Genomic DNA, 26,091 nt, shown 5'->3' on the forward strand with positions numbered 1-26,091 from the left:
GCGGGCGCAGGGCGTCCTTGCCCTGACAGGCCTACTGCATGTTCATGCCGCCGTTGACCGAGAAGTCGGCGCCGGTGCTGTAGCCCGACTCATCGGAGGCCAGCCAGGCCACGATCGAGGCGATTTCTTCGGGTTGGCCCAGACGCCCGACCGGAGTCGCGGCGATCATGGTGTCGAGAATGTCCTGGCGGATGGCCGCGGTCATACTGGTCTGGATGTAGCCGGGAGAGACGGTATTGACGGTCACGCCCTTGCCGGACACTTCCCGCGCCAGGGCCATGGTGAAGCCGTGGATGCCGGCCTTCGCCGCGCTGTAGTTGGTTTGCCCGAACTGGCCGCGCTGACCGTTGATCGAGGAGATATTGATCACCCGTCCCCAGCCCTTGGCCAACATGCTTTCAATCACCTGTTTGGTGGTGTTGAACAAGCCCGTCAGATTGGTGCCGATGACCGCATTCCAGTCTTCGGGCTGGAGCTTGCGAAACGAGGCGTCACGGGTGATGCCGGCGTTGTTGACCAGCACGTCGACGGGGCCGAATTGTTCCCGGGCCATTTCGAACGCCTTGCGCGTTGACTCCCAATCGGTGATGTCGCCGTAAATGCATTCGAATTGATAACCCGCCGCCAGCTGGCCGGCAATCCAGTCATTCTTGCGCGCCGAATCCGAGCTGCAACCGACGATGACCTTGAACCCTTCCTTGTAGAGGCGCTGGCTTATCGCCGTGCCAATCCCACCCATACCGCCGGTGACTAACGCAATACGACCAAGCGACTTCATAGACTTCTTCCCTTTTAATTATTGCGCTGCAAGATGGGAGGATTGTTCGTTATCGGCGGGGGATGCGGAAGTGTTGGGAGGTGACGCTCTTGTGTCCAACGGCGCCAAGCGCCAGTTGCCTGCATCAGGGTGACGAATGGTGGCTAAAAGTGAGGAGCACCTATACTGGGATCAACATTGGCAACTGAAAAACCCGTCAGACTTTGATTCACCGCAGATCAGTCATGGCTCCGAACAGGATGTTCGGTTCCACAGGTCATTGAGGACGCCATGTATAGAATGAGTTCAGGCTATGCCAGCGTGCTGGTAAATACGCTCTCGGCTCAAGGACTGGATGTCGCCAGTCTGTGTCAGGAGGCTGGACTGGATATTGAGTTGGCGAACAAACCAGGAGCGTTTTGCGAGCGAAGGGCGATCTATCGATTATGGGATCTGGCTGCACAAGCCTCGGGCGATCCGGACATCGGCCTGAAGGCCTATGGCAGTTTCCATCCCGGCAGCTTTCAAATCGTCGGCTACACCATGATGTCCAGCCTGAACCTGAAAAACGCCCTTGAACGGCTGGTTCGTTTCAGCCCTTTGATTGGCACCGGATTCAGCCTTTTCTTTACATCGGAGCAGCAGAATTACCGCCTGTCCGGGCTTGATCATCAACAAGTCGGCTCAGTCAAACCCCGTCAGTACACCGATGCCGGACTGGCTTCATTGCTGGGTTTTTGCCGCAAGCTGGCGGGCGGCACCTTACCCCACCCCTTGAGCGTCGAGTTCACTTATCCCGAGCCCGCAGATACCCGCGAGCATCGACGGCTGTTTGGCGACGATCTGCATTTTGGCGCCGCTTACGACAGCATTTTGTTTGACGGGCAGGAGCTGATGCGGCCGTTGAGCATGGCCAACGAAGCCTTGGCCGTGTTGCATGACAGTTTTGCCGAGGCACAACTGGACCTGCTGTTCGGGTTTTGCATTGTCGGCAGGATTCGCGCGCTGATCACCGAGCGTTTGAGCCAGGGCAACGGGCAGTGCGACATGGAGTCGATTGCGGCGGCATTGAACATCAGCAAGCGCACGCTGCAACGCGCGCTGGAAAAGGAAGGAACCCAGTTCAAGGACGTGCAAAACGCCGTGCGCCGGCAGTTGGCCGATTTCTATCTGCGCCATTCTCACTTCAACATGAAGCATGTGGCGTACCTCCTTGGTTTCCATGACCACAGCAGTTTCAACAAGGCCTGTAGCCGCTGGTTTGGCATGACGCCTGGCCAGTATCGGTCCGATGAATCGTTTGAACTGGAGGAAACCGCGCCAGTGTGACGCGGTGCCCGTCAGTCGTTCAGCGTTACTTCACCGGCGGTTTTTTCGCGGTTTTTTTGCCCATGGCAGGTTTGCGAACGGGACCCGTATTTCTGACGATTGGCGCGGGGGCGACCACAGCGGCTTTTTGTTTGATGGGCTTGGACGGTGCCGACTCAGGCGTGACGACCGGCGCTGTTTGCTTGATTGGCTCGGGTGCCGCAACGGGCACTTGCTCCTGGATGTCGGTTGCGCCGGGAGGTTGGGTCAGGTTGAAACCTGGCATCGACACGTCGAGCAGCGAGTGCAGCTCGCACCACACGGGATGGCTCGCGCCGCTGGTCAGCAGGTCTGGCAGCAAATTGGCGACGGCCGCCAGCACTTGCTGGCGCTCTTCGACCTCGGTCAGCAACAAAGGCAGGCTGAGCAGACTGGCTTGCGGGAGGGTAGCAACCAGCAGTTTTTGCAGATTCAGGGTGTCGCGCAGGTCCAGCGGCTTGGCGCTATGGTCCTGGAGCAGCACCTGCAATTGCTGGATCAGCTTGTCGACGCCTTGCTTGCCGGGTTCGTCGCTGTCGCGCTCCAGCAGAAACAGAATGCGGATCAGGGCTTCCATCAAACCACCCAGGGGCAGGGCGTCCTGCAGACGTTCGATCAGGACCTTATCGTGCTGCTCGGCATGCGCCTGGAGATTGCGCCCAGGAGGAGTGCCAGCGAGGCTGTCGAGTACGCCATATACACCGTAAAAACACATTTCCTGAGCGGCATCACGCAAGTCGCGGTAGCCGTTCAAGGCGTCCTGAACCTGGTTGGAAAACAACGCCTGCCAGGCCAATAACGGATTGTCCGGACTCGCGGGTTGGCGATCCTTGCTCACTTGCGCAGCGCTGCCTGCCAGCCACCACAGTGCCGGGTTCAGGCTGTTCCACATGACTTGCTGCTGATGGAACGGATGGGTCTTGCGCATCAGCTCGGCAGCCGGTTCGTTGATCAACTGACGCAGCCATGGCCTTACAAAGCCATCGTAAAGGCTGTTGTTGATGACCGATGCGCGCTCGACCAGGGCGAATTCGCGATCATCATCACGGGGTGTCGGGACCTCGCCGTGGATGTCGGCGATACGCCGACGTTCGAAACGTACCGCGTAGGCCGTGTCTGCGCCCTCTGGCAGGTCATCGATGAGCATTTCATACAGCCCGCCCGGCAGTTCGTTGATCGCGTCGACCGCACCCAGCAACTGACGGTGCTCACGCCGGGCGACATCGCCGGACACAAAGATGCCCAGGTGACCGATGCTCGCGTGGCGCAAGTAAACGATGGTGCGTCCGGCCTCTTGCAGGGCGAGATCGCTGGGATACACGTCGGCGATCCAGTCCAGTGCCTGTTGCGGGGAGGTGATGTTGTCGCCATAAGAGCAGAACACCACCACCGGCACTTCGATGCGTTTGAGATCAAGCCCGCTGCTCTTGCGTCCCAGGCCGCCGGACAGCTGATTGCCGATGAACAGGTCGTCGACAATCATTTCGATCTCTTCGCCGTTGAGCAAGGTCGGGCTGCCCCACCAGCGCTCGAAATCCAGAAACCGTGCCGCCTCGCTGTCGACTTCGCTGAACAAGTGATAGTACTTGCCCCAATAAGTATTGGCCGGGTCGAGGCTTTCGAAATTGCTCACCAGCCAGGTGCCGTCGAAACGGTCATTGCCCAGGTCGCTGCCCAGGCGGGCCATCCAGCCGCCGCCCAGCAAACCGCCGGTGTAACGCATCGGATTGCGTCCGTTGACGCCGGCCCAATACGACAGTGGCGCGCCATTGACGATGATCAGCCCCGGCAGTTCCGGCCGAGTGGCTGCCAGCCCCATCAATGCCCAACCTGCCTGACAATTGCCGATCACCACGGGTTTGGCGCTGTCGAGATGTCGGGCGCTGACCACTTCGATAAATCGCGCCTGGGCTTCAACGATGTCGTCGAGGGTCTGGCCCGGGCACGGTGAATGGCTGAACGAGATGAAATAGGTCGGGTGACCCGCCCTGAGGCTTTCGCCAATGACCGAGTCCTGCTTGAAACCGCCAATACCCGAGCCGTGGCCACCGCGCGGGTCAATGATGATCACCGGTTGTTTTTTGCTGTCGAGTTGTTGCCCGGGGGCCGCGAGGATCTGCAGCAGCGAGTAGTTGACCGGGCGCGGCAGGTCTTCACCGGCCACCAGGGTTTCATGATTGAACTTGAGCAGCAGCGGATACCCGGCGCGTTCGTGCGCCAGGGTGTTGTCGCCGCGCTGGCGCAAGGTGTCCCAGAACAACACGCTGCGTTGACCTAGGTCGGTGAAGTATTCCTGCCAGTCAGTCGGCGTCGGTTGCCTGAGTTGCCCAAGGCTTGAAGGGGCGTAGGTGTTTGCCTGACGCGCTTGCAGGGCGTCGAGAACGTTGCGGGTGTTGAGGCGCTGAAGATGGTTCAGGTGCTCGAACAAACCGGACGCAGGCGACAACCCTTCATCTTGCAGCGCAATATTTTCTTCCTGACCCATCGTGAACTCCTGGCGCGATGTGTGGGAATGTTGTCCTGACTAGTAGAAGCCAAGCCAGCCATCCAATTGGCACGAGTGTATAGGGAATATCGAAAGGAGCAGTGAACTTTTTTGTGCGCTGCACAAAATAGCCGTTGCCAAATAGTTTTGTGCACTGCAATATCAAGGCTAGCGCGATAACTGGCTGGATCGCTGTCGCGTCCTCAGGTCCATCAGGGCCTTTCAGTACCAGGAGATACAGCATGTCTTTTTTCAATTCGGAAAAACTGCAAACCGCTCAGAAAGCCAACCTCGACCTCTTGCAGCAAATCAGCGGCAAAGTCTTCGCCAGCGTTGAACAGCTGAGCCAGTTGCAGTTCAAGGCATTGCGCGACTCCACCGAAGAGCACTTTGAAGGCGTTCGCAAGCTGTTGGCCGTACGTGACCCACAAGGTTTTGCCGAGTTGCAGGCGTCTTTCACCCAGCCGAACGCCCAGGCCGAACGTCTGGCCGAGTTCAATCGTCAGGTTCAAGCGCTGATCGTGGGCACGCAGTCGGACATCGCCAAACTGACGTCGAGTCAGGTCGAGGCGGGCACCCAGCAAGTGAATGAGTTCGTTGAAGCGATCAGCAAGAATGCACCGGCCGGCTCCGAGCCTGTTGTGGCAGCGTTCAAGTCGGGTCTGGCGAATGCCGGTACAGCATTTGAAAGCGCACAGAAAGCCGTGAAACAGGCGTCCGATGTGGCTCAGAGCAATTTTGACGCGGCGACTGCCGCAGCGTCCAAGGCCGCTCCAGAAGCGGGCGCCAAGGCTAGCAAGTAAGTCAAATCAGGCCAGCGGCACCGATGGCGATGGGATTATTCCCCATCGCCATTTTTTTTCGGCCCGTTATCGGTGCCGGGTTTAGCGCCAAACATGCCGAACAGGTTCTGGGTATTGAGGTACAACGCCTTGGACTGGTCGACATACTGACGCATCAAGTCCTGCATGACCGGGGCCTGTTTATGCATGAAGGCGCTCCAGGCTTCGGACGATTGCGCGCCGGTCTGGGACTGAATGTCGATGACGGTCTGGATGCTTTTATCCAGGTAGCTGCCGAGCACGCCTTGATAGGGGCCGTAGAACTGGATAATCCCCATCAGCATCTCGCTGGTGAAGATCGGCTCGCCACCGCTTTCGGCTTCCAGGATCACTTGTAGCAGGATGCTGCGCGTCAGGTCCTCGCCGCTCTTGGCATCGACCACCTGAAACGCCACTTTATCGACGACCAACTGACGAATGTCCGCCAGTGTCAAATGACTGCTGGTGTGGGTGTCATAGAGTCGGCGATTGGGGTATTTCTTGATCAGACGGGGCGTATCTGGCATGCGGGGTGTCTCGTGGCGAGCCTGGTTTGCAGGCATCTTAACCTACTATCGTCACTGCCGCCCTTGAGGCCGCCTTCGCGAGCAGGCTCGCTCTCAAACTAAAGCGTGTCTATCTGAACAACTCGGTCAACTGTGGGCGCGGGCCTGCCCGCGATGAGGCCCTCCAGCACACAGAAGATTCGCGAGCAAAAAAAGGGGAGCCCGCCGTTAGCGAGCCCCCCTCACAGACACCTAATCTACTTACCAGATCGGCAACGTATAGCTAACGATCAAGCGATTCTCATCCAGATCACTGCCGAAGTTGGTCGAGCGCACTGTCGCGTTGCGCCACTTCACCCCGACATTTTTCAGCGGGCCGCTCTGCACCACATAACCAATGTCGGTATCGCGCTCCCATTCCTTGCCTTCCGGGCGGTTGCCACCCAGATCGATATTGTCACCGCTGAGGTAGCGCGTCATGAAGCTCAGGCCAGGCACGCCGATGGCCGCGAAGTTGTAGTCATACCGCGCCTGCCAGGACTTTTCGTCCTTGCTGGCGAAGTCGCCGATCTGCACGAAGTTCACCAGGAACGCATCGGTGCCGTTGATGTAGGCGTAGCCGGTGTCGCCGCTCATGCTTTGATAACCCAGCCCGAACGCATGCCCGCCGAGGCTGTAGGTGAACATCGCACCGATGGCATTGTTATCGACATTGCTGCCGCCATCGTCCGTGGACCGGGCATAACGCAGGTCGGTTTTCAACGACTGGCCCGTGGTCACCGGCAATACGTAAGTCAGGTTCACCAGGTGCTGGCTGTAGAAGTTGTCGAGGTGACCGTAGCTGTAGCCGGTGGCGAGGTTGCTGGTCCATTTGTAGTTCAGGCTGGCGAAATCGAAGCCGTCGCTATCGACATGACGCGTCGTGATGCCCTTGGCGCCGGTTCGAGTGATGCCCATGTTCTCGTAGTCCGAGGAGTCGCGCTGATTGACCTGCGTCAGTCGTCCGGCATCCACCGTCAGGCCTTCAAGTTCCAGCGACGTCAACTGACCGCCCTTGAAAGTTTGTGGCAACAGCCGTGAATCGTTGGCCAGTACGGTCGGCAGCTTGGGCAGGAGCGTACCGAGTTTCAGCGTACTTTTTGAGGCACGCAGTTTGGCGGTCAGGCCCAATTCGCCGTACTCGTCCTGCGCACCTTTGCTCGTGTCGCGATGGCGTTTGAGCAGGCCGGAGCCGGCGCGATCGGGGCTGGAGTCGAGCTTGACGCCAACCAGTCCGATGGCATCGAAACCGACACCGATCAAACCCTCGGTGAAGCCCGATTCATAGCGCAACAGGAAACCCTGGGCCCATTCCTCTTGTTTCGATTGAGGGGCGTTGGCCTGGCGATAATCCCGGTTGAAGTAAAAGTTGCGCAGCTCCACGCTGGCCTTGCTGTCTTTGACAAAGTCAGCCGTGGCAGGGGCCGAGAGGCTTATGACGCCACCGGCCAGCAGTAGTCGGGTAGCGAGATTGCGGGTGTGACGGTCCATGGTGAAGCCCCTTTGTTTTTATTTTGGAAAAGCGGGTCCCGCGACCCTCGCCGGGTGGGCAAGGGCTGATCAATAAAAAACGCGAACGCCAAAAAAAGAGAGGAGCGTGGCGCCCGCGTGCGGTTCAATCGTTAGAACTGGTCGGCGCTCAGGCCGTACAGCGAGGCGCTGCCCGCGCGAATGGATTGCTCCAGGCTCAAGATGCGCGGCAGCAGGCGGTGGATGTAGAAGTCGGCGGTGGCGATCTTCGCGCCATAGAACGCTTCGTCTTCGCCAAGTTTTGCCTGGGCAACCCGGGCCATGCGCGCCCAGAGCCAGGCGTAAGCGACGTACCCGAACAGGTGCAGATACTCGACCGAGGCCGCACCGATTTCGTTGCGGTTGGTCGCGGCCTGGTCCTGCAGCCAGTCACTGAGATTTTCCAGGCGCTGCACGGCATCGAACAATTGCGCGGCGTACGGAGCATTGGGCTGATGGGCAAAGTGGCGGATCTCTCCGGTGAACTGGCGCAAGGCGACACCGTTGTCGGCCAGCACCTTGCGACCGAGCAGGTCCAGCGCCTGAATGCCATTGGTGCCTTCGTAGATCTGCGCGATGCGCACGTCACGGACCAATTGTTCCTGGCCCCATTCACGGATGTAGCCATGGCCGCCAAACACTTGCTGGCCGTTGATGCAGCTTTCCAGGCCGGTGTCGGTGAAGAACGCTTTGGCCACCGGGGTCAGCAGTGCGACCAGGCTTTGCGCACTGTCGCGCTCCACGGCGTCATCGGAAAACTTCGCCAGATCGAGCTGTTGCCCGACGTAACTGGCAAAGGCGCGGCCACCTTCGGTCATGGCTTTCATGCCGAGCAGCATGCGTCGCACGTCGGGGTGAACGATGATCGGGTCGGCGACTTTGTCCGGGGCGACGACGCCAGTCGGTGCACGGCTCTGAATACGTTCGCGGGCGTAAGCGACAGCGCTTTGATAGGACGCTTCGGCGCACCCGATGCCCTGGATGCCGATGGACAGGCGTTCGTAGTTCATCATGGTGAACATCGCCGCCAGGCCTTTGTTGGCCTCACCGACCAGCCAACCGATGGCACCGTCGAAGTTCATCACGCAGGTGGCCGAAGCCTTGATGCCCATCTTGTGTTCAATCGAGCCGCAACTCACTGCGTTGGCATTGCCCAGGGAACCGTCGGCATTGACCAGCACTTTAGGCACGACAAACAGCGAGATGCCTTTGGGCCCGGCCGGTGCATCCGGCAGTTTGGCCAGCACCAGATGCACGATGTTCTCGGTCAGGTCCTGATCGCCGCCAGTGATGAAAATCTTGCTGCCGGTGAGGGTGTAACTGCCATCGGCCTGAGGTTCGGCGCGGGTGCGGATGATTCCCAGGTCAGTGCCGGCGTGGGCTTCGGTCAGGCACATCGAGCCGGCCCAGCGGCCTTCATACATTGGCGGCAGGTAGAGGTTTTTCAGGGTGTCGCTGGCGTGGGCATCCAGTGCCAGACAGGCGCCGGAACTCAATGCCGAATACAGGGCGAAGCTGGAATTGGCGCCGTAGAGCATTTCTTCAAACTGCACGGCGAGCATCTTCGGCATGCCCATGCCGCCGAAATCGGCGTTGCCGGACAGGCCGACCCAACCGCCTTCGATGTAGGTGGCATAAGCCTGTTTGAAACCGAACGGCGTACTGACCTGGCCATCCAGCCACTGTGCGCCTTCTTCGTCGCCGCTGCGGTTCAACGGTGCAATCAACTGTGAGGTGACTTTCGCCGCCTCCTCAAGAATGGCATCAGCGGTGGCGGCGTCGACGCTGTCGGCCAGGGCCGGCAGGCGCGCCCACAAGGCCGGAGCATCGAACACTTCATGCAGCACAAAGCGCATGTCGCGCAGCGGGGCGTTGAATTGGGGCATATCGTGAACCTCAAAAGGACGGTTTGTGCGGTAGGCACGGCGCCGCAACAGCGGACCGTGCCAGTTCAATCAATGAGCGGACGCACTGGCGGCGCCAAGGCCGGTCTGGGCGCGAACGAACTGGTCGGCGTAGGCATCACGCTCCTTGTCGGCCCGCACGCTGCGGTCGAGTTTTGACACCACGACGATCACCAGGAACGCCAGCGGCATGGAGAACAGGGCAGGGTGGTCGTACGGGAAGATCGCGTGAGCATGACCCAGCACGGTGACCCAGACGGCTGGTGACAGGATCACCAGCACCAGCGCACAGATCAGACCGGCGAAACCGCCGATGATCGCGCCTTTGGTGGTCAGGCCTTTCCAGTACATGGCCATGATCAGTACCGGGAAGTTGGTCGAGGCGGCGATGCCGAAGGTCAGGCCCACCAGGAACGCGACGTTCATCTTCTCGAACAGAATGCCCAGCAGAATCGCGATAATGCCAAGGCCCACCGTGGCCATGCGCGTTACGCGCATTTCCTGTTTCTGGGTGGCTTTACCTTGCTTGAACACGGTGGCGTAAAGGTCGTGGGAAATCGCCGAGGCGCCGGCCAGGGCCAATCCGGACACCACCGCAAGAATTGTGGCGAACGCCACGGCCGACAGGAAGCCGAAGAACAGGTTGCCACCAACCGCTTTGGCCAGGTGCATGGCGACCATGTTGCCACCGCCAATCAACGTGCCGCCGACTTCGCCATTGACGTAGTACTGCGGGTCGGTGCCGATGATCACCATCGCGGCAAAGCCCAGTGTGCACACCACCAGGAAGAAGAAGCCGATGAAGCCTGTGGCGTAGAACACCGATTTACGTGCTTCTTTAGCGTTAGGCACGGTGAAGAAACGCATCAGGATGTGCGGCAGACCGGCAATCCCGAATACCAGGCCCAGTGACATAGATGCTGTGTTGATCGGGTCGGCGAGCATTGAGCCTGGGCCCATGATGTTCCAGCCGCTGGCGTGAGCCTCGACCGCTTTGCTGGCCAGGGTTTCGTAGCTGAAACCAAACTGAGACATGGCCATGAACGCCAGCGTCGTGCCGCCGGCCAGCAGTAGCACTGCCTTGATGATCTGCACCCAAGTGGTAGCGATCATGCCGCCAAAGATCACGTAAACCAGCATCAACGCGCCGACGATCACCACCGCCACCGGGTAGTCGAGACCGAACAGCAACTTGATCAACTGACCGGCGCCGACCATCTGCACGATCAGGTAGCAGCACACCACCGTCAACGAACCGAACGCGGCGAAGATCCGCACTTTGTTCTGGTCCAGCCGGTAGGACACGATGTCGGCGAAGGTGTAGCGCCCCAGGTTACGCAGACGCTCAGCCATCAGGAAGGTGATGATCGGCCAGCCGACAAAGAAGCCGATGGTGTAGATGAACCCATCGTAGCCCTTGGCGAACACCAAGCTGGACAACCCCAGCAACGTGGCGGCGGACATGTAGTCGCCAGCAATTGCCAGGCCATTCTGAAACCCGGTAATGCCACCGCCGGCGGTATAGAAGTCCGAGGTGGATTTGGTTTGTCGCGCAGCCCACCAGGTGATGGCCAGCGTGCCCAGTACGAACACAAAGAACATGCCGATTGCGTGCAGGTTGAGCGGTTGTTTTTCCACGGAGCCCAGTGTTGGCGCGGCGAGGACTATGGAGGCCGGCAACAGACCGGCAGCGGCCAGGATCAGTTTTCGCAGCAGCGTCATCACTTGCTCTCCTCGAGAATGGCAGCACCCAGCGCGTCGAAGCGCGTGTTGGCGCGGTAGACGTACCAACCGGTCAGTAGCCAGGAAAAAATGATGATCGCCGCGCCAATCGGCATGCCCAGGGTCAACATCCGATGCTCGGCAAGCGGTGCATGCAGCCATTGCGGGGCAAACGCCACCACGCCCATGAACAGGTAGTAAGTGCCCAGCACGGCGGCGCTCAACGACCAGGCCAGGCGCGAACGGGTGTTCACCAGTTGCAGGAACTTGGGGTTGGCCCGAATACGTTCACAGCGTTGGGTATCGGTTGAATGGATGTCGATCATGGGTGGCTCCTTATTGTTTTTGTTATCGATGCGTTGGGCATTAAAGGGCAGCGCAGGGCCGAATCCGGGCTGCACGAACCCTCGGCGGCAGGTGCAACACCTGCCGCCGGGCGGGTAAAACGTCGGTTGGGGTTAGAGCGCTTTGGCCCTGTCGCGCAGCACGTACTTCTGGATCTTGCCGGTGGATGTTTTCGGCAACAGGGTGAAGATCACCGTGCGCGGCACTTTGAACCCGGCCAGGTGCTCGCGGCAGAAACTGATGATGTCGGCTTCGCGCACGTCCTGGTGGTCGGCCTTCAAGGTGACGAATGCACAAGGCGTTTCGCCCCATTTTTCATCGGGACGGGCAACCACGGCGGCTTCCATCACCCCCGGATGGCGATAGAGCACGCCTTCGAGTTCGATGGTGGAAATGTTCTCGCCACCGGAAATGATGATGTCCTTGAGCCGGTCCCTGATCTCGACATAACCGTCGGGATGACACACCGCCAGGTCGCCGGTATGGAACCAGCCACCCTCAAAGGCTTCGGCGGTGGCGGTTGGATTCTTCAGGTAGCCCTTCATCACGGTGTTGCCGCGCATGAAGATTTCGCCGATGGTCTGACCGTCGCGTGGGGTTGGTTCCAGTGTCTTCGAGTCGCCGACCATCACGCCTTCAAGCGTCGGGTAGCGCACCCCTTGGCGGGACTTGATCTGTGCCCGATCATCGAGTGGCAGCTCATCCCACTCGGCATGCCAGGCGCACAGGGTCACGGGGCCATAGGTTTCGGTCAGGCCATAGACGTGGGTGACCTTGATGCCCATTTCTTCCACGGCGCCGATCACTTTGGCCGGCGGGGCTGCACCCGCGACCATCGCGTTGACCGGATGGTCGATGGCCGCTTTTGCCGATTCCGGCATGTTGACCAGGGCATTGAGCACAATCGGCGCCGCACACAAGTGCGTCACCTGATGCTCGCGGATCAGGGTGAGGATTTTCTGCGGGTCAACCCGGCGCAAGAACACATGCACACCGGCCATGGCCGTGATAACCCACGGGTAGCACCAGCCGTTGCAGTGGAACATCGGCAACGTCCAGAGGTACACCGGATGGTTGCCCATCGCCCAGGTCATCTGGTTGCCCAACGAGTTCAGGTACGCGCCGCGATGGTGGTAAACCACGCCTTTGGGATTACCGGTGGTGCCTGAGGTGTAGTTCAACGAGATGGCTTGCCATTCGTTTTCCGGCCACTGCCAGGCGAATGCCGGGTCGCCTTCGGCCAGCAGCGCTTCATAGTCCAGGTCGCTCACGGCCTGACCTTCGCCGTATTCCGGGTCATTGACGTCGATCACCAGCGGCGGATGGTCGAGCATGCCGACGGCGGCGCGAATCACATCATGGAATTCGCGGTCGGTAATCAGCACCTTGGCTTCGCCGTGCTGGAGCATGAATGCAATGGCTTCGGCATCCAGGCGCACGTTGAGCGGGTTGAGCACGGCGCCGATCATCGGTACGCCGAAATGCACTTCAAGCATCTCGGGAATGTTGGGCAGCATCACGGCCACCGTGTCGTTCTTGCCGATCCCGCGACCGGCCAGTGCCGAGGCCAGGCGCCGACACCGGGTATAGGTCTGCGCCCAGGTGCGACGAATCGAACCGTGGATGACAGCAGGGTAGTGAGGGTAAACGCTGGCGGTACGTTCGATGAAGCTCAAAGGCGACAAAGCGATGTGATTGACAGCCGAAGGGGCTAGCCCTTGTTCATAAATCGACATGACGGGTACTCGGTGGCTGATTGTTAGCTCTATGAATGACCTGTTCAGCGTAGCCGCTGCGGTCATCCTTTATGTCCGGTTTGCTTTATATAACAATCTCCCGTGTATATGGAAGTACAACCTACGCAGTATAGTAGATGTACTATATTTGATTCCTGCGCATCCAAATGAATGCGACCTTACCGACAGAGCCGGTATATTCTTGGCTCCCCCGACAAAGCGGACCTGTGATGACCCTGACGCCCGTTCGATTGCACAGCTGGTTGCGCCTGCAACGTGAGGGTGTGTCTCTGGCCGCCCGGGCAGATGCGTTGTGTCGTGCATTGCAGGAGTGCCCCGAGGTGCGCCGGGCGGTTTATCTGAGCTGGCAACCACAGGCCGGGATTTACAGCCATGAGGGCGCCGCGCAGCACTTCCCGCCGGGGTTGGGTGATCCATCGCTGGCCAGCGATCAGTTGTTGTTTGATCGACTGGTGGAAGCGGGGCGCCTGGACCTGGCGCAGGTGCGGCAACTCGATTGCTGGTTGTCCGGTCGATTGCGCCGCGCTGCCATCAACCACGGTCAGGTGTTTGACCTGGCATTGACGCCGGGGCAGGCCGGGTTGTTGTTGGTGGAAGTGTGTGAAGGCGTCAGTCTTGATTGGCTGGGTTGGGTGCAGGATTTGCTGACAACCTTGCTAAGCACCGTCAATGGCATGCTGCGCGGCTCACCGCTGTTGGGTCACGATCCGCAACCGAGTCTGTTGCTCGATGCACAGGGTCGACCGCTAGAATTCAACGCCGCGCTACTGGCCTTGCTCGCGGAAAAACCGCTGACCGATGTGCTGGGCTTTTTGCCGGGCAATCACCGGGTGTTGGTACGCGCCTGTCTTGATCAGCAACGGGCCATCGAAGGGGTTGAAGCGCAGTTCCAGGAGCAGATTCTGATCTGGACGTTTATCCCCGATCCTCAGGACAACCGTGTGCTCGCCCGTTGCCGCGATGCCACCGTGCAAGTGTTGGCCGAACGTGAAGCAGCCACGGCCCGCCGGCTGTATCGGCTGATTATCGAGAACACCACTGACCTGATTTCCCGGCATACGCCTGACGGGCGTTTTCTGGACGCCTCGCCGGCGTCCTGGACATTGCTTGGCTACTGGCCTGAAGAGCTGCGTGGGCAAATGGCCCAGGGATTGTTCCATGGTCAGGACCTGGCAAACCTGGTGCAACGTGCGCGGGACGCTCTGGAACAGGACGGTTATCACACGATGACCTACCGCATCCGCCATCGTGCCGGGCATTACCTGTGGTTCGAAACCGCCAGCCGGGCGATTCGTGAAACCTACACCGGCGCGGTAGTCGAAGTGGTCAGCGTGTCGCGGGACATCACGGCCCGGGTGCAGGCCGAAGAGAATAAGCGGCGCCTGGCCGAAGTCGTCGAAGCCAATACCGATCCGGTGTTGTTCATCGACCCGGACGGGCAAGTGACGTACCTCAACCCGGCGGCGCAGCGCATTCTGGGGATCCATGAGCCACAAGCGATGCCGACGCTGGCGCAACTATTCGCGAGCGCCGACCTGGCACGCCTGCAACGTGACGGTTGGAGCAGCGCCGAACGCGATGGCGTGTGGAGCACCGACGCGCGGTTGCAACCTCTCGGCGGCGGCACGTGCGTGCCGGTGTCGCTGGTGCTGCTGGCGCACCGTTCAGCCGGTGGTGAGCGCTACTACTCATTGGTGGCGCGGGACATGACCGAACGCGAATTGCGTGAAGCGCAACAGCGTCGCCATCAGGACGAACTGGCGCACACCGCACGGCTGGTCACCCTGGGTGAACTGGCCTCAGGCATTGCCCACGAAATCAATCAGCCATTGGCAGCCGTGGTCAATTATGCCAACGCGAGCCAGCGCTATTTACAGACGCTGGACTCCAATCCCCAGGCCGCCACCCGAGTGGCACAAGGGCTGGAACGCATAACCCATCACGCCACGCATGCGTCAGAAGTGATCAGGCGTTTACGGGCGTTTCTGCGCAAGGGCCAGCGTCGCATGCAGGCGCTGAATTTTACCGATGTCGCCCGCGAGGCCGTGCGTTTGTGCGCTTGGGAAGCGAGCAATTGCCAAGTGACAATCGAGGACCGCCTGCCGGATAATCTGCCGCCCGTTTATGCCGACCGGGTGCTGCTGGAGCAGGTGCTGCTCAATCTGTTGCGCAACGCCATCGACGCCAATCGCGAACAACATCCGGGGCAGCCCTCGTTGATCGTCATGACGGCCGAGCAGGGCAGTGGCGCCACCGTGCAAATCGATGTGCAAGACCAGGGGCCGGGCGTCAGCGAACCCGAACTGGAGCAGATATTCACCCCGTTCTATACCAGCAAAGCCGATGGCCTGGGCCTTGGCCTGTCCATGAGCCGCAGCATCATTGAAGGCTTTGGTGGCGAGTTGCAGGCCCGGCGTCAACCGGTCGGGCTGCTGATGTGCTGCCGATTGCCGCTGGCCGGCCCAACAAAACAACAACAGGAATGACGTAATGGCAGGTGTGACGGAGCACGTGGTGTATGTGGTCGATGATGACCAGGGCATGCTCGATTCAACGGTCTGGTTACTCGAGTCGGTCGGACTCAAGGCCCTGCCGTTTACCAGCGGCGTCGAGTTTCTCAATGCCTGTGATGCAACGCTCTATGCCTGTGTGCTGCTCGATGTGCGGATGCCCGGCATGGGCGGTTTGAACGTGCAGGAAGAAATGCGCGTCCGTGAGATGAACCTGCCGATCATTTTCGTCAGTGGGCACGCCGATGTACCCATCGTGGTTCGCGCGTTCAAGGCCGGCGCCCATGACTTCATCGAGAAACCCTACAACGAGCAATTGTTGCTCGACAGCGTGCAACAGGCGCTCAGCAAGTGTGCGGCCAGCCGCACGGATAACCATGGCCACGAAGCCTTGCAGGCACGTCTACTGACACTCACCCCACGCGAGCGCGATGTATTGCTGCCGCTGGTGCAGGGTTACACCACCCGTGAAATCGCCGAGCAATTGGGCGTCAGCGCCAAAACCGTCGATCTGTATCGCTCGCGCGTGATGAAACGCATGCAGGCCAACACCTTGCCGGACCTGGTGGGCATGGCCATTGCGGCGGGGATGGTCGATCCACTGAAGTTGCGGTGATCTCTCACGTCGGTAATTGTGCGTCTATGCTGGGCTAATCGACCCCCATTCCTGTGCAGTGAATCTGCAAGGAGGCACTATGTTGCCCGCGCCGATTTCCGAAAAAGCCCTTTCACATACGTTGCTCGATGTCCTGATTCGTGCCGGGCTGATTACCGTCCTGGTGCTCTTTTGCTTCAACATATTCAGCCCATTCCGCGACCTGTTGCTGTGGTCGGTGATCCTGGCGATCACCCTTTACCCCCTGCAAGAACGACTCAAGGGGCCGTTGGGGCAGAAAGAGGGACGAATCGCGACGCTGATCATCCTGATGTCCATCGTCATCCTGATGGTGCCGGTCTATCTGCTGGGCATCTCGATTGCCGACTCGGTCACACAAGCCGTGGCACTGGTCAAAAGCGGCGGCTTCCAAATTCCACCGCCCAGCGAATCAGTCGCCAGTTGGCCTCTGGTGGGCAAGCGGGTTTCGGCGCTCTGGCTACAGGCCTCGACCAATCTCCCCGAGCTGACGGCAACCTACCTCCCGCAGATAAAACAGGTAAGCCTGGGCCTGCTGGGTAAGCTGGCCGGCGTCGGGATGGGTTTTCTCACCTTCATTGTCGCCTTGATCATCGCCGGTATTTTCATGGCTTACGGCGAAACCGGCAGGCGCAGCGCGGTGCAGATTGCCTCGCGCATCAGCGGCCCGGACAGGGGGCCGTCTATCGCCGACCTGTGCACCGCCACGATCCGTGCGGTGGCGTTGGGGGTGGTCGGCATCGCCTTCATCCAGATGCTGTTGGTCGGCTTGGGTTTTGTCGTCAAAGGGGTTCCCGGCGCCGGATTGCTGGCTATCGCGGTCCTGCTCCTGGGCATCATGCAGCTACCGGCAACGCTGGTCACCATTCCGGTGATTGTCTATGTGTTTGCCAACGAAGGGGCCACCACCGCCGTCATCGTGTTCTCCATCTATGTGTTCGTTGCCGGCTTGGTGGATAACGTACTCAAACCCTTGTTGCTGGGGCGCGGAGTCGACGTTCCGATGCCGGTGGTGCTGATCGGTGCGCTGGGCGGCATGGTCACCAGCGGCGTCATCGGGCTGTTCATCGGGCCGGTGGTCCTTGCGGTCGGCTATCAATTATTCTGGCAGTGGGTACGTGATCCAGCGCAGGAAGGTGGACGGCCGCCGTCTGTTTGAGCGGGTGGCCATGGCATAGACCGTGCGCTTGATCGCTGAGGCCATCTTGCTGAGTCAGTCGAGCGCGTGCTCTGTCGATGGCGGGGACCGGAGGAGGCGTTTTGAAACCATTTCTGCCCAGGCCCAGCGCCTCGACGATGAACATGTTGCGTGAAGGCTGCCTGCAACGCCGTGAGGCTGTGCCACAAGCGCTGACGGAACACGCCGTCATACCGGGCATCCCGAATGCGCGTTACTGGCTGGACCGGGACCTGTCGGCGTTCATCGTGGATGCGACCCTGGCCAACGATCGCGAGTCCGCGGCACACGCCGGCGAAGAGCTGCCGAACGACACCTTGCCACGGGGCTATTACCTGGCCATTTCAGGGGGCGGTGACGCCGGCACCTTCGCGGCAGGCATCATTGCCGGATGGACCCTGCATGGTTCCCGACCCATGTTCAAGGTCGTCACTGGTATCAGCGCGGGTGCTCTGGTTGCCCCGTTCGCTTACCTGGGGCCTGAGTACGACGAGATCATTCTGGGGATCTGCAGCGCGATCGGCCCCAAAGACGTTTTCCATGCGCGAAGTGTGCTGACCCGCCTGGCCAGCGATGGCATCGCGGACAGCAAACCCCTGGCGCGACTCATTGCCAAATACATCACCGCCGAGGTGCTGGCGGCCGTCGCTGAGCAGTACGCCAAAGGTCGGCTACTGATGATCGGGACCACCGACCTCGATGCCGGGCGGCCAGTCACCTGGAACATGGGCGCTATTGCGTCCAGTGGAGCACCGGGAGCGCTCGACCTGTTTCGCAACATCATGGTCGCCTCGATGAGCATTCCCGGTGCCGTCTCACCGGTCATGATCGATGTTGAAGTGGACGGTAAACAGTTTCAGGAGATGCATGTGGACGGCGGCGTGCTCACGCAGGTGTTCCTTTACCCGCCGGGCACGGTGATGGCGCTGAACAGCGTGAGCGGCGCGCGTATCCGCCGCGACCGGCATTTCTATGTCATTCGCAACGGCAAGCTGGAACCGCAATGGGCCGGCACCAAGCGCCGTACCTTGAGCATCGGCGGTCGCGCCATCAGCACCTTGATCCAGACCCAGGGCATCAGCGACCTCGATCGCATTTACCGCATCGCCCAGCAGGACGGGGCGGACTTCAATCTGGCGTACATCGGCGCCGATTTTCTTCATCCGCGCAATCAGAAATTTGATGGCGCGTACATGAAGCGCCTGTTCGATTACGCCTTCGAACTCAGTGCAAAAGGTTATCCGTGGCATAAATCGCCGAACAGGTGAGTTGTCTGAATGAAATTTATGCTGTAGTTTTTCATGAAATTATAAAAAGATAATTTCATGAGGCTTGTATGTTTCAGCAGTCCACGCAGCATGTCGCCAGCTATTACGCCCACAGTTGCGCTGAACGCCTGACCACCCGACCTGCACTGAGCGGCGAACAAGACACCGAGATCGTGATCATCGGCGCCGGATTCAGCGGCCTGCATACCGCGCTGCGCCTGGCCTTGGCCGGTAAGCGCGTGACGTTGCTGGAAGCCAGCCGCGTGGCGTGGGCAGCCTCGGGACGCAATGGTGGTCAGGCGATTCTCGGCTGGTCGTGCGACATGCCGCCGCTGGAAGCCGCGCTGGGCTACGAACGAGCGCGACGGTTGTGGGACGGCATGCGCTGGGCAGCGCGCGAGCTGCGTGAATTACCGGCTCGCCATGGTTTCGACTGCGACTACCGCGCCGGGCATTTGTGGACTTCGGTCATGCCCCGTCGCGTCGGTCTGCTGACCGAGTGGCAGCGCGAAGCCAGCCACAAATGGGGCCACCATGACTTGCGGTTCATCAGCCGTGAGCAGTTACCGCAATGGGTCGCCAGCGAGCGTTATCAGGCCGGGCTTTATGACCCTGAGGGCGGGCATCTGAACCCGCTGAAACTGGCACTCGGCCTGGCCGCCGCCATCGAACAGGCCGGCGGGCGCATCCATGAACAAAGCAAGGCATTGAGTTACCAGGAGGAGGGCGGTCGGTTCCGGGTCAACACCGAGCGCGGATCGATCCGCGCGGACGTGCTGGTGCTGGCCTGCAATGCCTACCTTGATCGGCTCGATCCGAAACTGGCCAGTTGCGTGTTGCCGGTGGGGACTTATCAAGTCGCCACGGCGCCGCTGACCGCCGAGCAGGCGACCGCGCTGCTGCCGAGCAACGTCTGTGTCACCGATAACCAATTCGTCCTCGACTATTTCCGCCGCACCCCGGACAACCGCCTGCTGTTCGGCGGCGGCTGTACGTATCTGGGCGGACTGCCCAAAGACATTGCCGGCGCCACGCGGCCGTTTCTGGAGCGAGTGTTCCCGCAGCTCAAAGGCGTAAAGCTTGAGTTTGCCTGGGGCGGGCACATCGACCTGACGCTCAAACGCACACCGGACATCGGCCGCCACGGTGATCGCTACTGGCTTCAGGGCTACTCCGGGCATGGCGTGCTGCCGACGTTGGCCGCTGCCCGCGCGGTGTCAGACGCCATTCTCGGTCAGCCGGATGAACTGGCGTTGTATCAAGGCTTGAGCAACGGCAGCTTCCCCGGCGGCAAATACCTGGCGGCACCGCTGGAAGCCATCGGCAAGGCGTGGTATCGACTGCGCGACAGCATCTGATGAATCACTTGGCGGAATGGCAGGCATGAACAAGCAAGAAGAAATCGCTGCGCTGGCGATCCTTATCCACGATCTGCGCAAGCACAAGAAATACACCCTGAAGGACCTGGCCGACAAAATCGGCCGCTCCGTCGGCTTTCTCTCGCAGGTCGAGCGCGGCTTGTCTCGGCCCACCGTTGCCGACCTGACCGCGATCAGCGAAACCCTGGGCGTGCCGACGACTTATTTCTACAGCCTGCCCAAACCCAAGGAACTGCCGTGGGTCACCCGCCCGGATGAGCGCCGCACGTTGTACTACGCCAATGGCATTACCGACATTCTGGTGTCGCCGAAGATACGGGCCTCGTTTTCCATGCTCGAAAGTCATCTCGAAGCCGGCGCCAGCAGTGGCGACCGGCACTTGAGTGACAGCTCGGAGCAGGGCGGTTACGTGCTCGAGGGCGAGTTGACCCTGTGGCTGGGCGATGACGACGACCCGGTCACCTTGCTCGCCGGCGACAGCTTTCAGTTCGACAGTCACACCCGTTGCCGTTACGGCAACCTGACCGGGCATCTCACGCGAGTGCTCTGGGTCTATACCTGATAACCACAATAGGACCAACCATGATGGACGCTGATCTGCTGGCCGAGGTGCGTGCCTTTCGCCAACGCTACCCTGACGTACGTTACGTCGACCTGATTGCCCTGGACATTCCGGGGCACTTTTACGGCAAGCGCTACCCCGTGGAAATGCTCGAAAAGGTCGCGGCGGGCAGCGCCCTGAAACTGCCGCAAAACAGCGTACTGCTGGGCGTGCAAGGCGGATTGTTCAAGATCGGCGATTATTGCTTCAATGACGGCGACCCGGATGCGCTGCGCCGGCTGGTGCCGGGCACGCTCAAGCCGGTGACCTGGGAAGCGCAGCCGCTAGGGCAGATGCTGATCACCACCGATGGCACCGAAAAGCCTATCGTGTTCGAACCACGCCAGGTACTGGCGCAGGTGCTGGACAGGCTCGCGGCAAAAGGCATTCACCCGGTGGTGGCGTTCGAACTGGAGTTCTATCTGTTCGATAAAAAGCTGCGCGATGGGTTGCCGCAATTTCCCCGGGATGACCTCTCGGACGATGCCGATGATCAACCCAACATGCACATCGAGCGCCTGTCACGCTTTTCGCCGGTCCTCGATGACATGGTCGCGGCGTCGCAGGCTCAAGGCATCGACACCACAGTGATCACCGCCGAACTCGGCGCGGGCCAGTACGAGATCAATTTCGGTCACCTCGACGACGGTTTGCGTGCGGCAGACTGGGCAGCATTGTTCTGTCGTAGCACTCGAGGCGTGGCGCTGAAACACGGCTACCGCGCCAGCTTCATGGCCAAGCCTTACTTGCAGCACCCGGGCAGCGGCATGCACGTACACGTCAGTCTGTACGACGCGGCCGGCAACAACATCCTGGCGGCAAACCAGCAGCGATCACTGCGCCATGCCGTGGCCGGTTGCCTGGAACTGCTGCCGCATTGCATGCCGATTTTCGCGCCGAACCAGAACGCCTATCGCCGCCTGGGCGGCACGACGAACATCGCCACGCGGGCGAGTTGGGGCTTTGAGGACCGCGATGCGTGTCTGCGCATTCCTGAATCGGATGCGAAAAACCTGCGCATCGAACACCGCCTGGCCGGTGCCGATGCCAACCCGTACCTGGTGCTGGCGGCGATTCTGGTGGGACTCGAACATGGCCTGGAGTCGGGCAGCGAGCCCATCGCGCCGCTCAACGAAAACCGCAGCAGTGGGGTCGACTTCCCGCTGGAAATGCTCGAAGCGGTGCGCGCCATGCAGCATCAACCGCAACTGCGTGAAGGATTGGGCGTGGAGTTCGTCGATGTCTATTGCGAGAACAAGCGCCAGGATCATCTGGCGTTCATGCAGGAAATTACTGCCCGGGAGTATCGCTGGTATCTGTAAACCAGGCGGGGGAAATGCACTTTTATAAAGCCCGGCCCTGGCGGCGTGCACTACGCCAAGGCACAAAGCGCGTCGCACCGCAGGGTGTGAGCGCCGGTTCAAGCCGCTGGACGGTGCCAAACCCGGACAATCCGGGTTTGGCACAAACGCTGCATTACATCGATCAAGGCCCACCGTGAATGCAGTCGTGGGCAGCTCCCTCGGTCAACGACGATCGATTCGTGAGCAACATCGGTGAATCAGGCATAGACGTCTGGTTTCAACACCGCAAAAGAACAGGCAAAGACGCCTGGAACCGTAAGGTTTCAGGCGTTTTTTTTTGCTTTTTGAATCGTGATGGGCTTTAGCCGGGTGCTTCTTATGAATACCAATGTGGCCGCGTTGAACAAACAGCAAACGCTGATCGTGATCGGCAATGGCATGGTCGGACATCATTGTGTCGAACAGCTGATCGAGCGCGGTGCCCTTGATCACTATCGACTGCACGTCTTCAGCGAGGAGCCGATGCGCGCCTATGACCGTGTGCACCTTTCCGAGTATTTCACCGGACGTGATGCAGAGTCGCTGGCCCTCAGTGATGCCGCGCTGTACCAGACCCCAGGCGTGACCCTGCACTTGGGCGTGCCAGTGCTGGAAATCGACCGAGTCCGTCGTCAGGTGATCACCGCGCAAGGTTGCGTTGCCTACGACACATTGATCCTGGCTACCGGCTCTTATCCGTTCGTGCCGCCGATTGAAGGCGCCGAGGGTGATTCGCGCCTGGTGTATCGCACCCTCGAAGACCTCGATGCCATCCGTGCCGCTGCGACCAACGCCAGACGCGGCGTGGTGGTCGGCGGTGGCTTGCTCGGTCTGGAAGCCGCCAACGCCCTGAAAAGCCTGGGCCTGGAAGCCCATGTGGTGGAATTCGCCCCGCGCCTGATGCCGGTGCAACTGGACGAGCAGGGTGGTCGTGCGCTCAAGGCGCAGATCGAGCGGCTTGGCGTCGGTGTGCATTTGTCCCGTGGCACCCAATCGATCAGCGCGGGTGAGGACTACCGCTACCGGATGAATTTCGCCAATGACGAATTCCTCGAAACCGACCTGATCGTGTTCTCCGCCGGCATCCGCGCCCAGGACGCGCTGGCCCGCCAATGTGCGCTGGAAGTCGGCCCGCGCGGAGGCATTGTGATAGACGACCATTGCCTGAGCAGCGACCCGCACATCTACGCCATCGGCGAGTGCGCGGCGTGGAATGGCACAGTCTTTGGCCTGGTCGCGCCCGGTTACCAGATGGCCCGCGCGGTGGCCGCACAGTTGTGCAATGAATCCACCGAGCCGTTCGTGGGCGCGGACATGTCGACCAAGCTCAAGCTGCTGGGCGTCGATGTCGGCTCCATCGGCGACGCTCACGGCAACACACCGGGCTCGCGCAGTTATCAGTTCATCGACGAAACCAGCGCCAGCTACCGTCGGCTGGTGGTGGACGCCAGCGGCAAACACGTGCTCGGCGCGGTGCTGGTCGGTGACAACAGCTATTACGACACGCTGCTGCAATACATGCAGAACGCCATCGCGCTGCCGGCCGAACCGGCCAGCCTGATTCTGCCGTCATCCACCGGCGCGCCGACCCTGGGCCCGGGCGCGTTGCCCGAGTCGGCCACGGTGTGTTCCTGCCACAACGTCACCAAGGGTTCCATCTGTTCGGCCATCGACGGCGGTTGCACCGACCTCGGCCTGCTCAAGGCGCAAACCAAGGCTTGCACCGGTTGTGGCGGTTGCGCCGGGCTGCTCAAGCAAGTGTTCGAGCATGAGTTGATTGCCCGTGGCGTCAGCGTCGACAAGAACCTGTGCGAACACTTCGCCTACACCCGTCAGGAGCTCTATGCGCTGGTGCGGGTGGAAGGGGTGATCACCTTCGAAGAACTGTTGGCCAAACATGGCCGTGGCCACACCGGTTGCGACGTGTGCAAACCGGCGGTGGGCTCGATTCTGGCCTCGTGCTGGAACCAGCCGATCATGGACGCCTCCCTGGTGCCGCTGCAGGACACCAACGACACCTTCATGGCCAACATGCAGAAAAACGGCACCTATTCGGTGGTGCCGCGCATCCCCGGCGGCGAAATTACCGCCGACAAGTTGATCGCCATTGGCGTGGTTGCGAAGAAATACGACCTCTACACCAAGATCACCGGCGGCCAGCGCATCGACTTGTTCGGCGCGCAGTTGCACGAGTTGCCGGACATCTGGGCCGAGCTGATTGAAGCCGGTTTCGAAACCGGGCATGCCTACGGCAAATCGACCCGCACCGTGAAGTCCTGCGTGGGCAGCACCTGGTGCCGTTATGGCGTACAGGACAGCGTCAAGATGGCGTTGGCCATCGAGGATCGCTACAAGGGTTTGCGCTCGCCGCACAAGCTCAAGTTCGCTGTCTCCGGTTGCACCCGCGAGTGCGCCGAAGCCCAGAGCAAAGACGTTGGCGTCATCGCCACCGAGAAAGGCTGGAACCTGTACATCGCCGGCAACGGCGGCATGCGCCCGCGCCACGCCGAACTGTTCGCCACCGACCTGGACGATGAAACCCTGATCCGTTACATCGACCGTTTCCTGATGTTCTACATCCGTACCGCCGACAAATTGCAGCGCACTTCGGTGTGGCGCGAAAGCCTGGAAGGTGGCCTCGATTACCTTAAGGACGTGATCATCAACGACAGCCTCGGGCTGGGCGAAGAGCTCGAGTCGCAGATGCAGCTGGTGGTCAATCGCTATGAATGCGAATGGGCCAACGCCCTCAAGGACCCGGAAAAACTCAAGCGCTTCCGCACCTTCGTCAACGATAAACGCCCGGACCCGGACATCCACTTTGTCCAGGAACGCGGTCAACGCCGCCCGATCATGGCGGCCGAACTCAACCTTATCCCTGTCATTGAGGAAACCGTCTGATGAGCCAGTCCACTGCACAACGCGTCGCGTCCCTGGAAAGTCCCGAGGTCTGGCAAACGGTGTGCGAGCACCGGGATCTGGTCAGTAACTCCGGTGTGGTGGTCTGGCTCGACGGGGCTCAGGTGGCGCTGTTCTACCTGCCGGGCGCTGAGGGGCGGACTCTTTACGCTATCGACAACCATGATCCGCAGTCCGGGGCGAACGTTATCGGTCGCGGGCTGGTGGGCAATATCAAGGGCGAGATGGTCGTCGCGTCGCCGATCTACAAGCAGCATTTCCGTCTGGAGGACGGCAGCTGCCTGGAATATCCGCAGCAGCGCCTGCGTGTCTGGCCGGTGCGGTTGAATGGCGGCGTGGTGGAAGTTGGGGTTGCCTGAGGTAATGCTGTTCACTTAAGAATGTTTTGGGTTGGGGGCATATCCGTTTCTGCGGTAACGGCGGCTATTGGTTCCGCCCTGACGGCGGGTCACTTGGAAGAGCGCCAAGTAACCAAGCGCTTGCGCCCCTGACGTACGGTGCCTCGCCTAGGCTCGGCATTCCCTCACTCCGGTCCTGCTCCGTGGGCCCGCCGCCATCGGCCATCCATGGCCGGGGGCGGCTAACCCGGCATCCATGCCGGGTTGCCCACTACGCAGAACCTGCGTTCGGCCTCCCGACGGGGCAGATCAAGATCAAGATCAAGATCAAAAGCGGAAGGCGAGCTAACGCTCGGCCTGATGAGTGGTGAGAAGCACAAGCGGTACGCTGGTCTGCTTTAGGTGGGAGCGAGCTTGCCCGCGATGAGGCCCTGTCAGTCGGCGGTGATGTTGCCTGTAATGCCGCCATCGCGAGCAAGCTCGCTCCCACAGGTATTGAGTACATCTGCCAAAGCCAGGTTGGCCGGAAGGCCGCCTCGCGTAACCGCGCCCACACTCTGGAGAACGATCACTACGCGTAAGCGTTGAAGAGCCAGGTCGGCTGGCAGGCCGCCTCGCTTTGGCTTTGGCGGTGCACGCCCCCTCGAGAGGCCGAGTGGAGGTTCTGCGCAGTGGGCACCGCGGCAAGGATGCCGCGGTAGCCGCCCCCGGCCATGGATGGCCGATGGCG

Annotated in this window: 19 protein-coding genes; 11 read left to right on the top strand and 8 right to left on the bottom strand. The window is 60.5% G+C overall.

From position 1 onward, the window contains the following. Positions 1-31: 31 nt before the first annotated feature. The gene (gene phbB / locus BLQ41_RS20665; protein WP_090183718.1) at positions 32-778 is read right to left on the bottom strand and encodes an acetoacetyl-CoA reductase; all 747 of its coding nucleotides are present in this window, start codon (positions 776-778) and stop codon (positions 32-34) included. Positions 779-1,048: 270 nt separating this feature from the next. On the opposite strand from phbB, the gene BLQ41_RS20670 reads away from it, so the two are divergent. After that, positions 1,049-2,086 carry an AraC family transcriptional regulator gene (locus BLQ41_RS20670; protein WP_090183719.1) on the top strand — a complete coding sequence of 346 codons (1,038 nt, stop codon included), beginning with the start codon at positions 1,049-1,051 and terminating at the stop codon, positions 2,084-2,086. Between the two features lie 25 nt (positions 2,087-2,111). Here BLQ41_RS20670 and BLQ41_RS20675 read toward each other — a convergent pair whose 3' ends face one another. After that, positions 2,112-4,589 carry a DUF3141 domain-containing protein gene (locus BLQ41_RS20675; RefSeq protein ID WP_090183721.1) on the bottom strand — a complete coding sequence of 826 codons (2,478 nt, stop codon included), beginning with the start codon at positions 4,587-4,589 and terminating at the stop codon, positions 2,112-2,114. A 242-nt stretch (positions 4,590-4,831) separates the two neighbouring features. Here BLQ41_RS20675 and phaP point away from each other — a divergent pair, with 242 nt between their 5' ends. Further along, positions 4,832-5,392, top strand: coding sequence for a TIGR01841 family phasin (phaP, locus tag BLQ41_RS20680; RefSeq protein ID WP_090183722.1), 561 nt, complete (start codon positions 4,832-4,834; stop codon positions 5,390-5,392). A 35-nt stretch (positions 5,393-5,427) separates the two neighbouring features. Here the strand turns inward: phaP and phaR are convergent, their stop codons facing one another. The 6 genes from phaR to BLQ41_RS20710 all read right to left on the bottom strand — a co-directional run bounded on the left by phaR (position 5,428) and on the right by BLQ41_RS20710 (position 13,171). Beyond that, positions 5,428-5,973, bottom strand: a complete 546-nt coding sequence (gene phaR / locus BLQ41_RS20685) for a polyhydroxyalkanoate synthesis repressor PhaR (RefSeq protein WP_090183724.1) — start codon at positions 5,971-5,973, stop codon at positions 5,428-5,430. A 204-nt stretch (positions 5,974-6,177) separates the two neighbouring features. Continuing rightward, positions 6,178-7,446, bottom strand: a complete 1,269-nt coding sequence (locus tag BLQ41_RS20690) for an OprD family porin (RefSeq protein WP_090183725.1) — start codon at positions 7,444-7,446, stop codon at positions 6,178-6,180. Positions 7,447-7,577: 131 nt separating this feature from the next. Further along, positions 7,578-9,350, bottom strand: a complete 1,773-nt coding sequence (locus BLQ41_RS20695; RefSeq protein ID WP_090183727.1) for an acyl-CoA dehydrogenase C-terminal domain-containing protein — start codon at positions 9,348-9,350, stop codon at positions 7,578-7,580. Between the two features lie 69 nt (positions 9,351-9,419). Beyond that, positions 9,420-11,090, bottom strand: coding sequence for a cation acetate symporter (locus BLQ41_RS20700; protein ID WP_090183729.1), 1,671 nt, complete (start codon positions 11,088-11,090; stop codon positions 9,420-9,422). Then, complete coding sequence (locus BLQ41_RS20705; RefSeq protein WP_090183731.1) at positions 11,090-11,416, bottom strand: DUF485 domain-containing protein; 327 nt, start codon at positions 11,414-11,416, stop codon at positions 11,090-11,092. Before BLQ41_RS20705 ends, BLQ41_RS20700 begins: the two co-directional genes overlap by 1 nt. Positions 11,417-11,548: 132 nt before the next feature. Beyond that, positions 11,549-13,171, bottom strand: coding sequence for an acyl-CoA synthetase (locus BLQ41_RS20710; protein WP_090183733.1), 1,623 nt, complete (start codon positions 13,169-13,171; stop codon positions 11,549-11,551). A gap of 230 nt (positions 13,172-13,401) precedes the next feature. Between BLQ41_RS20710 and BLQ41_RS20715 the strand changes: the two genes are divergently transcribed. The 9 genes from BLQ41_RS20715 to nirD all read left to right on the top strand — a co-directional run bounded on the left by BLQ41_RS20715 (position 13,402) and on the right by nirD (position 25,382). Next, positions 13,402-15,678 (top strand): PAS domain-containing sensor histidine kinase, encoded by a 2,277-nt coding sequence (locus tag BLQ41_RS20715; protein WP_090183734.1) that lies wholly within the window; start codon positions 13,402-13,404, stop codon positions 15,676-15,678. A 4-nt stretch (positions 15,679-15,682) separates the two neighbouring features. Beyond that, positions 15,683-16,318 (top strand): response regulator transcription factor, encoded by a 636-nt coding sequence (locus BLQ41_RS20720; RefSeq protein ID WP_090183736.1) that lies wholly within the window; start codon positions 15,683-15,685, stop codon positions 16,316-16,318. 79 nt (positions 16,319-16,397) lie between these two features. Beyond that, positions 16,398-17,495: an AI-2E family transporter gene (locus BLQ41_RS20725; RefSeq protein ID WP_090183738.1), complete on the top strand. Its 1,098-nt coding sequence runs from the start codon at positions 16,398-16,400 to the stop codon at positions 17,493-17,495. Positions 17,496-17,596: 101 nt separating this feature from the next. Further along, a complete protein-coding gene (locus tag BLQ41_RS20730) occupies positions 17,597-18,781 on the top strand; it encodes a patatin-like phospholipase family protein (RefSeq protein WP_167360499.1) in 1,185 nt (394 codons plus the stop codon). 68 nt (positions 18,782-18,849) lie between these two features. Next, entirely contained in the window at positions 18,850-20,139 is a 1,290-nt protein-coding gene (locus tag BLQ41_RS20735; protein WP_090183739.1) for an NAD(P)/FAD-dependent oxidoreductase, read from the top strand. Positions 20,140-20,164: 25 nt separating this feature from the next. Then, positions 20,165-20,722: a helix-turn-helix domain-containing protein gene (locus BLQ41_RS20740; RefSeq protein ID WP_090183740.1), complete on the top strand. Its 558-nt coding sequence runs from the start codon at positions 20,165-20,167 to the stop codon at positions 20,720-20,722. Between the two features lie 20 nt (positions 20,723-20,742). Next, positions 20,743-22,083: a glutamine synthetase family protein gene (locus BLQ41_RS20745; protein ID WP_408003467.1), complete on the top strand. Its 1,341-nt coding sequence runs from the start codon at positions 20,743-20,745 to the stop codon at positions 22,081-22,083. A 360-nt stretch (positions 22,084-22,443) separates the two neighbouring features. Beyond that, positions 22,444-25,005, top strand: a complete 2,562-nt coding sequence (gene nirB / locus BLQ41_RS20750; RefSeq protein ID WP_090183744.1) for a nitrite reductase large subunit NirB — start codon at positions 22,444-22,446, stop codon at positions 25,003-25,005. Continuing rightward, entirely contained in the window at positions 25,005-25,382 is a 378-nt protein-coding gene (nirD, locus tag BLQ41_RS20755; RefSeq protein ID WP_090183746.1) for a nitrite reductase small subunit NirD, read from the top strand. The genes nirB and nirD overlap by 1 nt, the downstream gene beginning before the upstream one ends. Positions 25,383-26,091 lie beyond the last annotated feature (709 nt).

Source organism: Pseudomonas arsenicoxydans, from assembly GCF_900103875.1.
Classification (GTDB): domain Bacteria; phylum Pseudomonadota; class Gammaproteobacteria; order Pseudomonadales; family Pseudomonadaceae; genus Aquipseudomonas; species Aquipseudomonas arsenicoxydans.

Bases quoted from the DNA above. Each gene is read 5' to 3' on its own strand.
- BLQ41_RS20705 (WP_090183731.1), bottom strand. From the start codon at position 11,416: ATGATCGACATCCATTCAACCGATACCCAACGCTGTGAACGTATTCGG.
- BLQ41_RS20735 (WP_090183739.1), top strand. From the start codon at position 18,850: ATGTTTCAGCAGTCCACGCAGCATGTCGCCAGCTATTACGCCCACAGT.
- phbB (WP_090183718.1), bottom strand. From the start codon at position 778: ATGAAGTCGCTTGGTCGTATTGCGTTAGTCACCGGCGGTATGGGTGGG.
- nirB (WP_090183744.1), top strand. From the start codon at position 22,444: ATGAATACCAATGTGGCCGCGTTGAACAAACAGCAAACGCTGATCGTG.
- BLQ41_RS20675 (WP_090183721.1), bottom strand. From the start codon at position 4,589: ATGGGTCAGGAAGAAAATATTGCGCTGCAAGATGAAGGGTTGTCGCCT.
- BLQ41_RS20710 (WP_090183733.1), bottom strand. From the start codon at position 13,171: ATGTCGATTTATGAACAAGGGCTAGCCCCTTCGGCTGTCAATCACATC.
- BLQ41_RS20715 (WP_090183734.1), top strand. From the start codon at position 13,402: ATGACCCTGACGCCCGTTCGATTGCACAGCTGGTTGCGCCTGCAACGT.
- BLQ41_RS20700 (WP_090183729.1), bottom strand. From the start codon at position 11,090: ATGACGCTGCTGCGAAAACTGATCCTGGCCGCTGCCGGTCTGTTGCCG.
- nirD (WP_090183746.1), top strand. From the start codon at position 25,005: ATGAGCCAGTCCACTGCACAACGCGTCGCGTCCCTGGAAAGTCCCGAG.
- BLQ41_RS20725 (WP_090183738.1), top strand. From the start codon at position 16,398: ATGTTGCCCGCGCCGATTTCCGAAAAAGCCCTTTCACATACGTTGCTC.
- phaP (WP_090183722.1), top strand. From the start codon at position 4,832: ATGTCTTTTTTCAATTCGGAAAAACTGCAAACCGCTCAGAAAGCCAAC.
- phaR (WP_090183724.1), bottom strand. From the start codon at position 5,973: ATGCCTGCAAACCAGGCTCGCCACGAGACACCCCGCATGCCAGATACG.
- BLQ41_RS20695 (WP_090183727.1), bottom strand. From the start codon at position 9,350: ATGCCCCAATTCAACGCCCCGCTGCGCGACATGCGCTTTGTGCTGCAT.
- BLQ41_RS20740 (WP_090183740.1), top strand. From the start codon at position 20,165: ATGAACAAGCAAGAAGAAATCGCTGCGCTGGCGATCCTTATCCACGAT.
- BLQ41_RS20720 (WP_090183736.1), top strand. From the start codon at position 15,683: ATGGCAGGTGTGACGGAGCACGTGGTGTATGTGGTCGATGATGACCAG.
- BLQ41_RS20745 (WP_408003467.1), top strand. From the start codon at position 20,743: ATGATGGACGCTGATCTGCTGGCCGAGGTGCGTGCCTTTCGCCAACGC.
- BLQ41_RS20670 (WP_090183719.1), top strand. From the start codon at position 1,049: ATGTATAGAATGAGTTCAGGCTATGCCAGCGTGCTGGTAAATACGCTC.
- BLQ41_RS20690 (WP_090183725.1), bottom strand. From the start codon at position 7,446: ATGGACCGTCACACCCGCAATCTCGCTACCCGACTACTGCTGGCCGGT.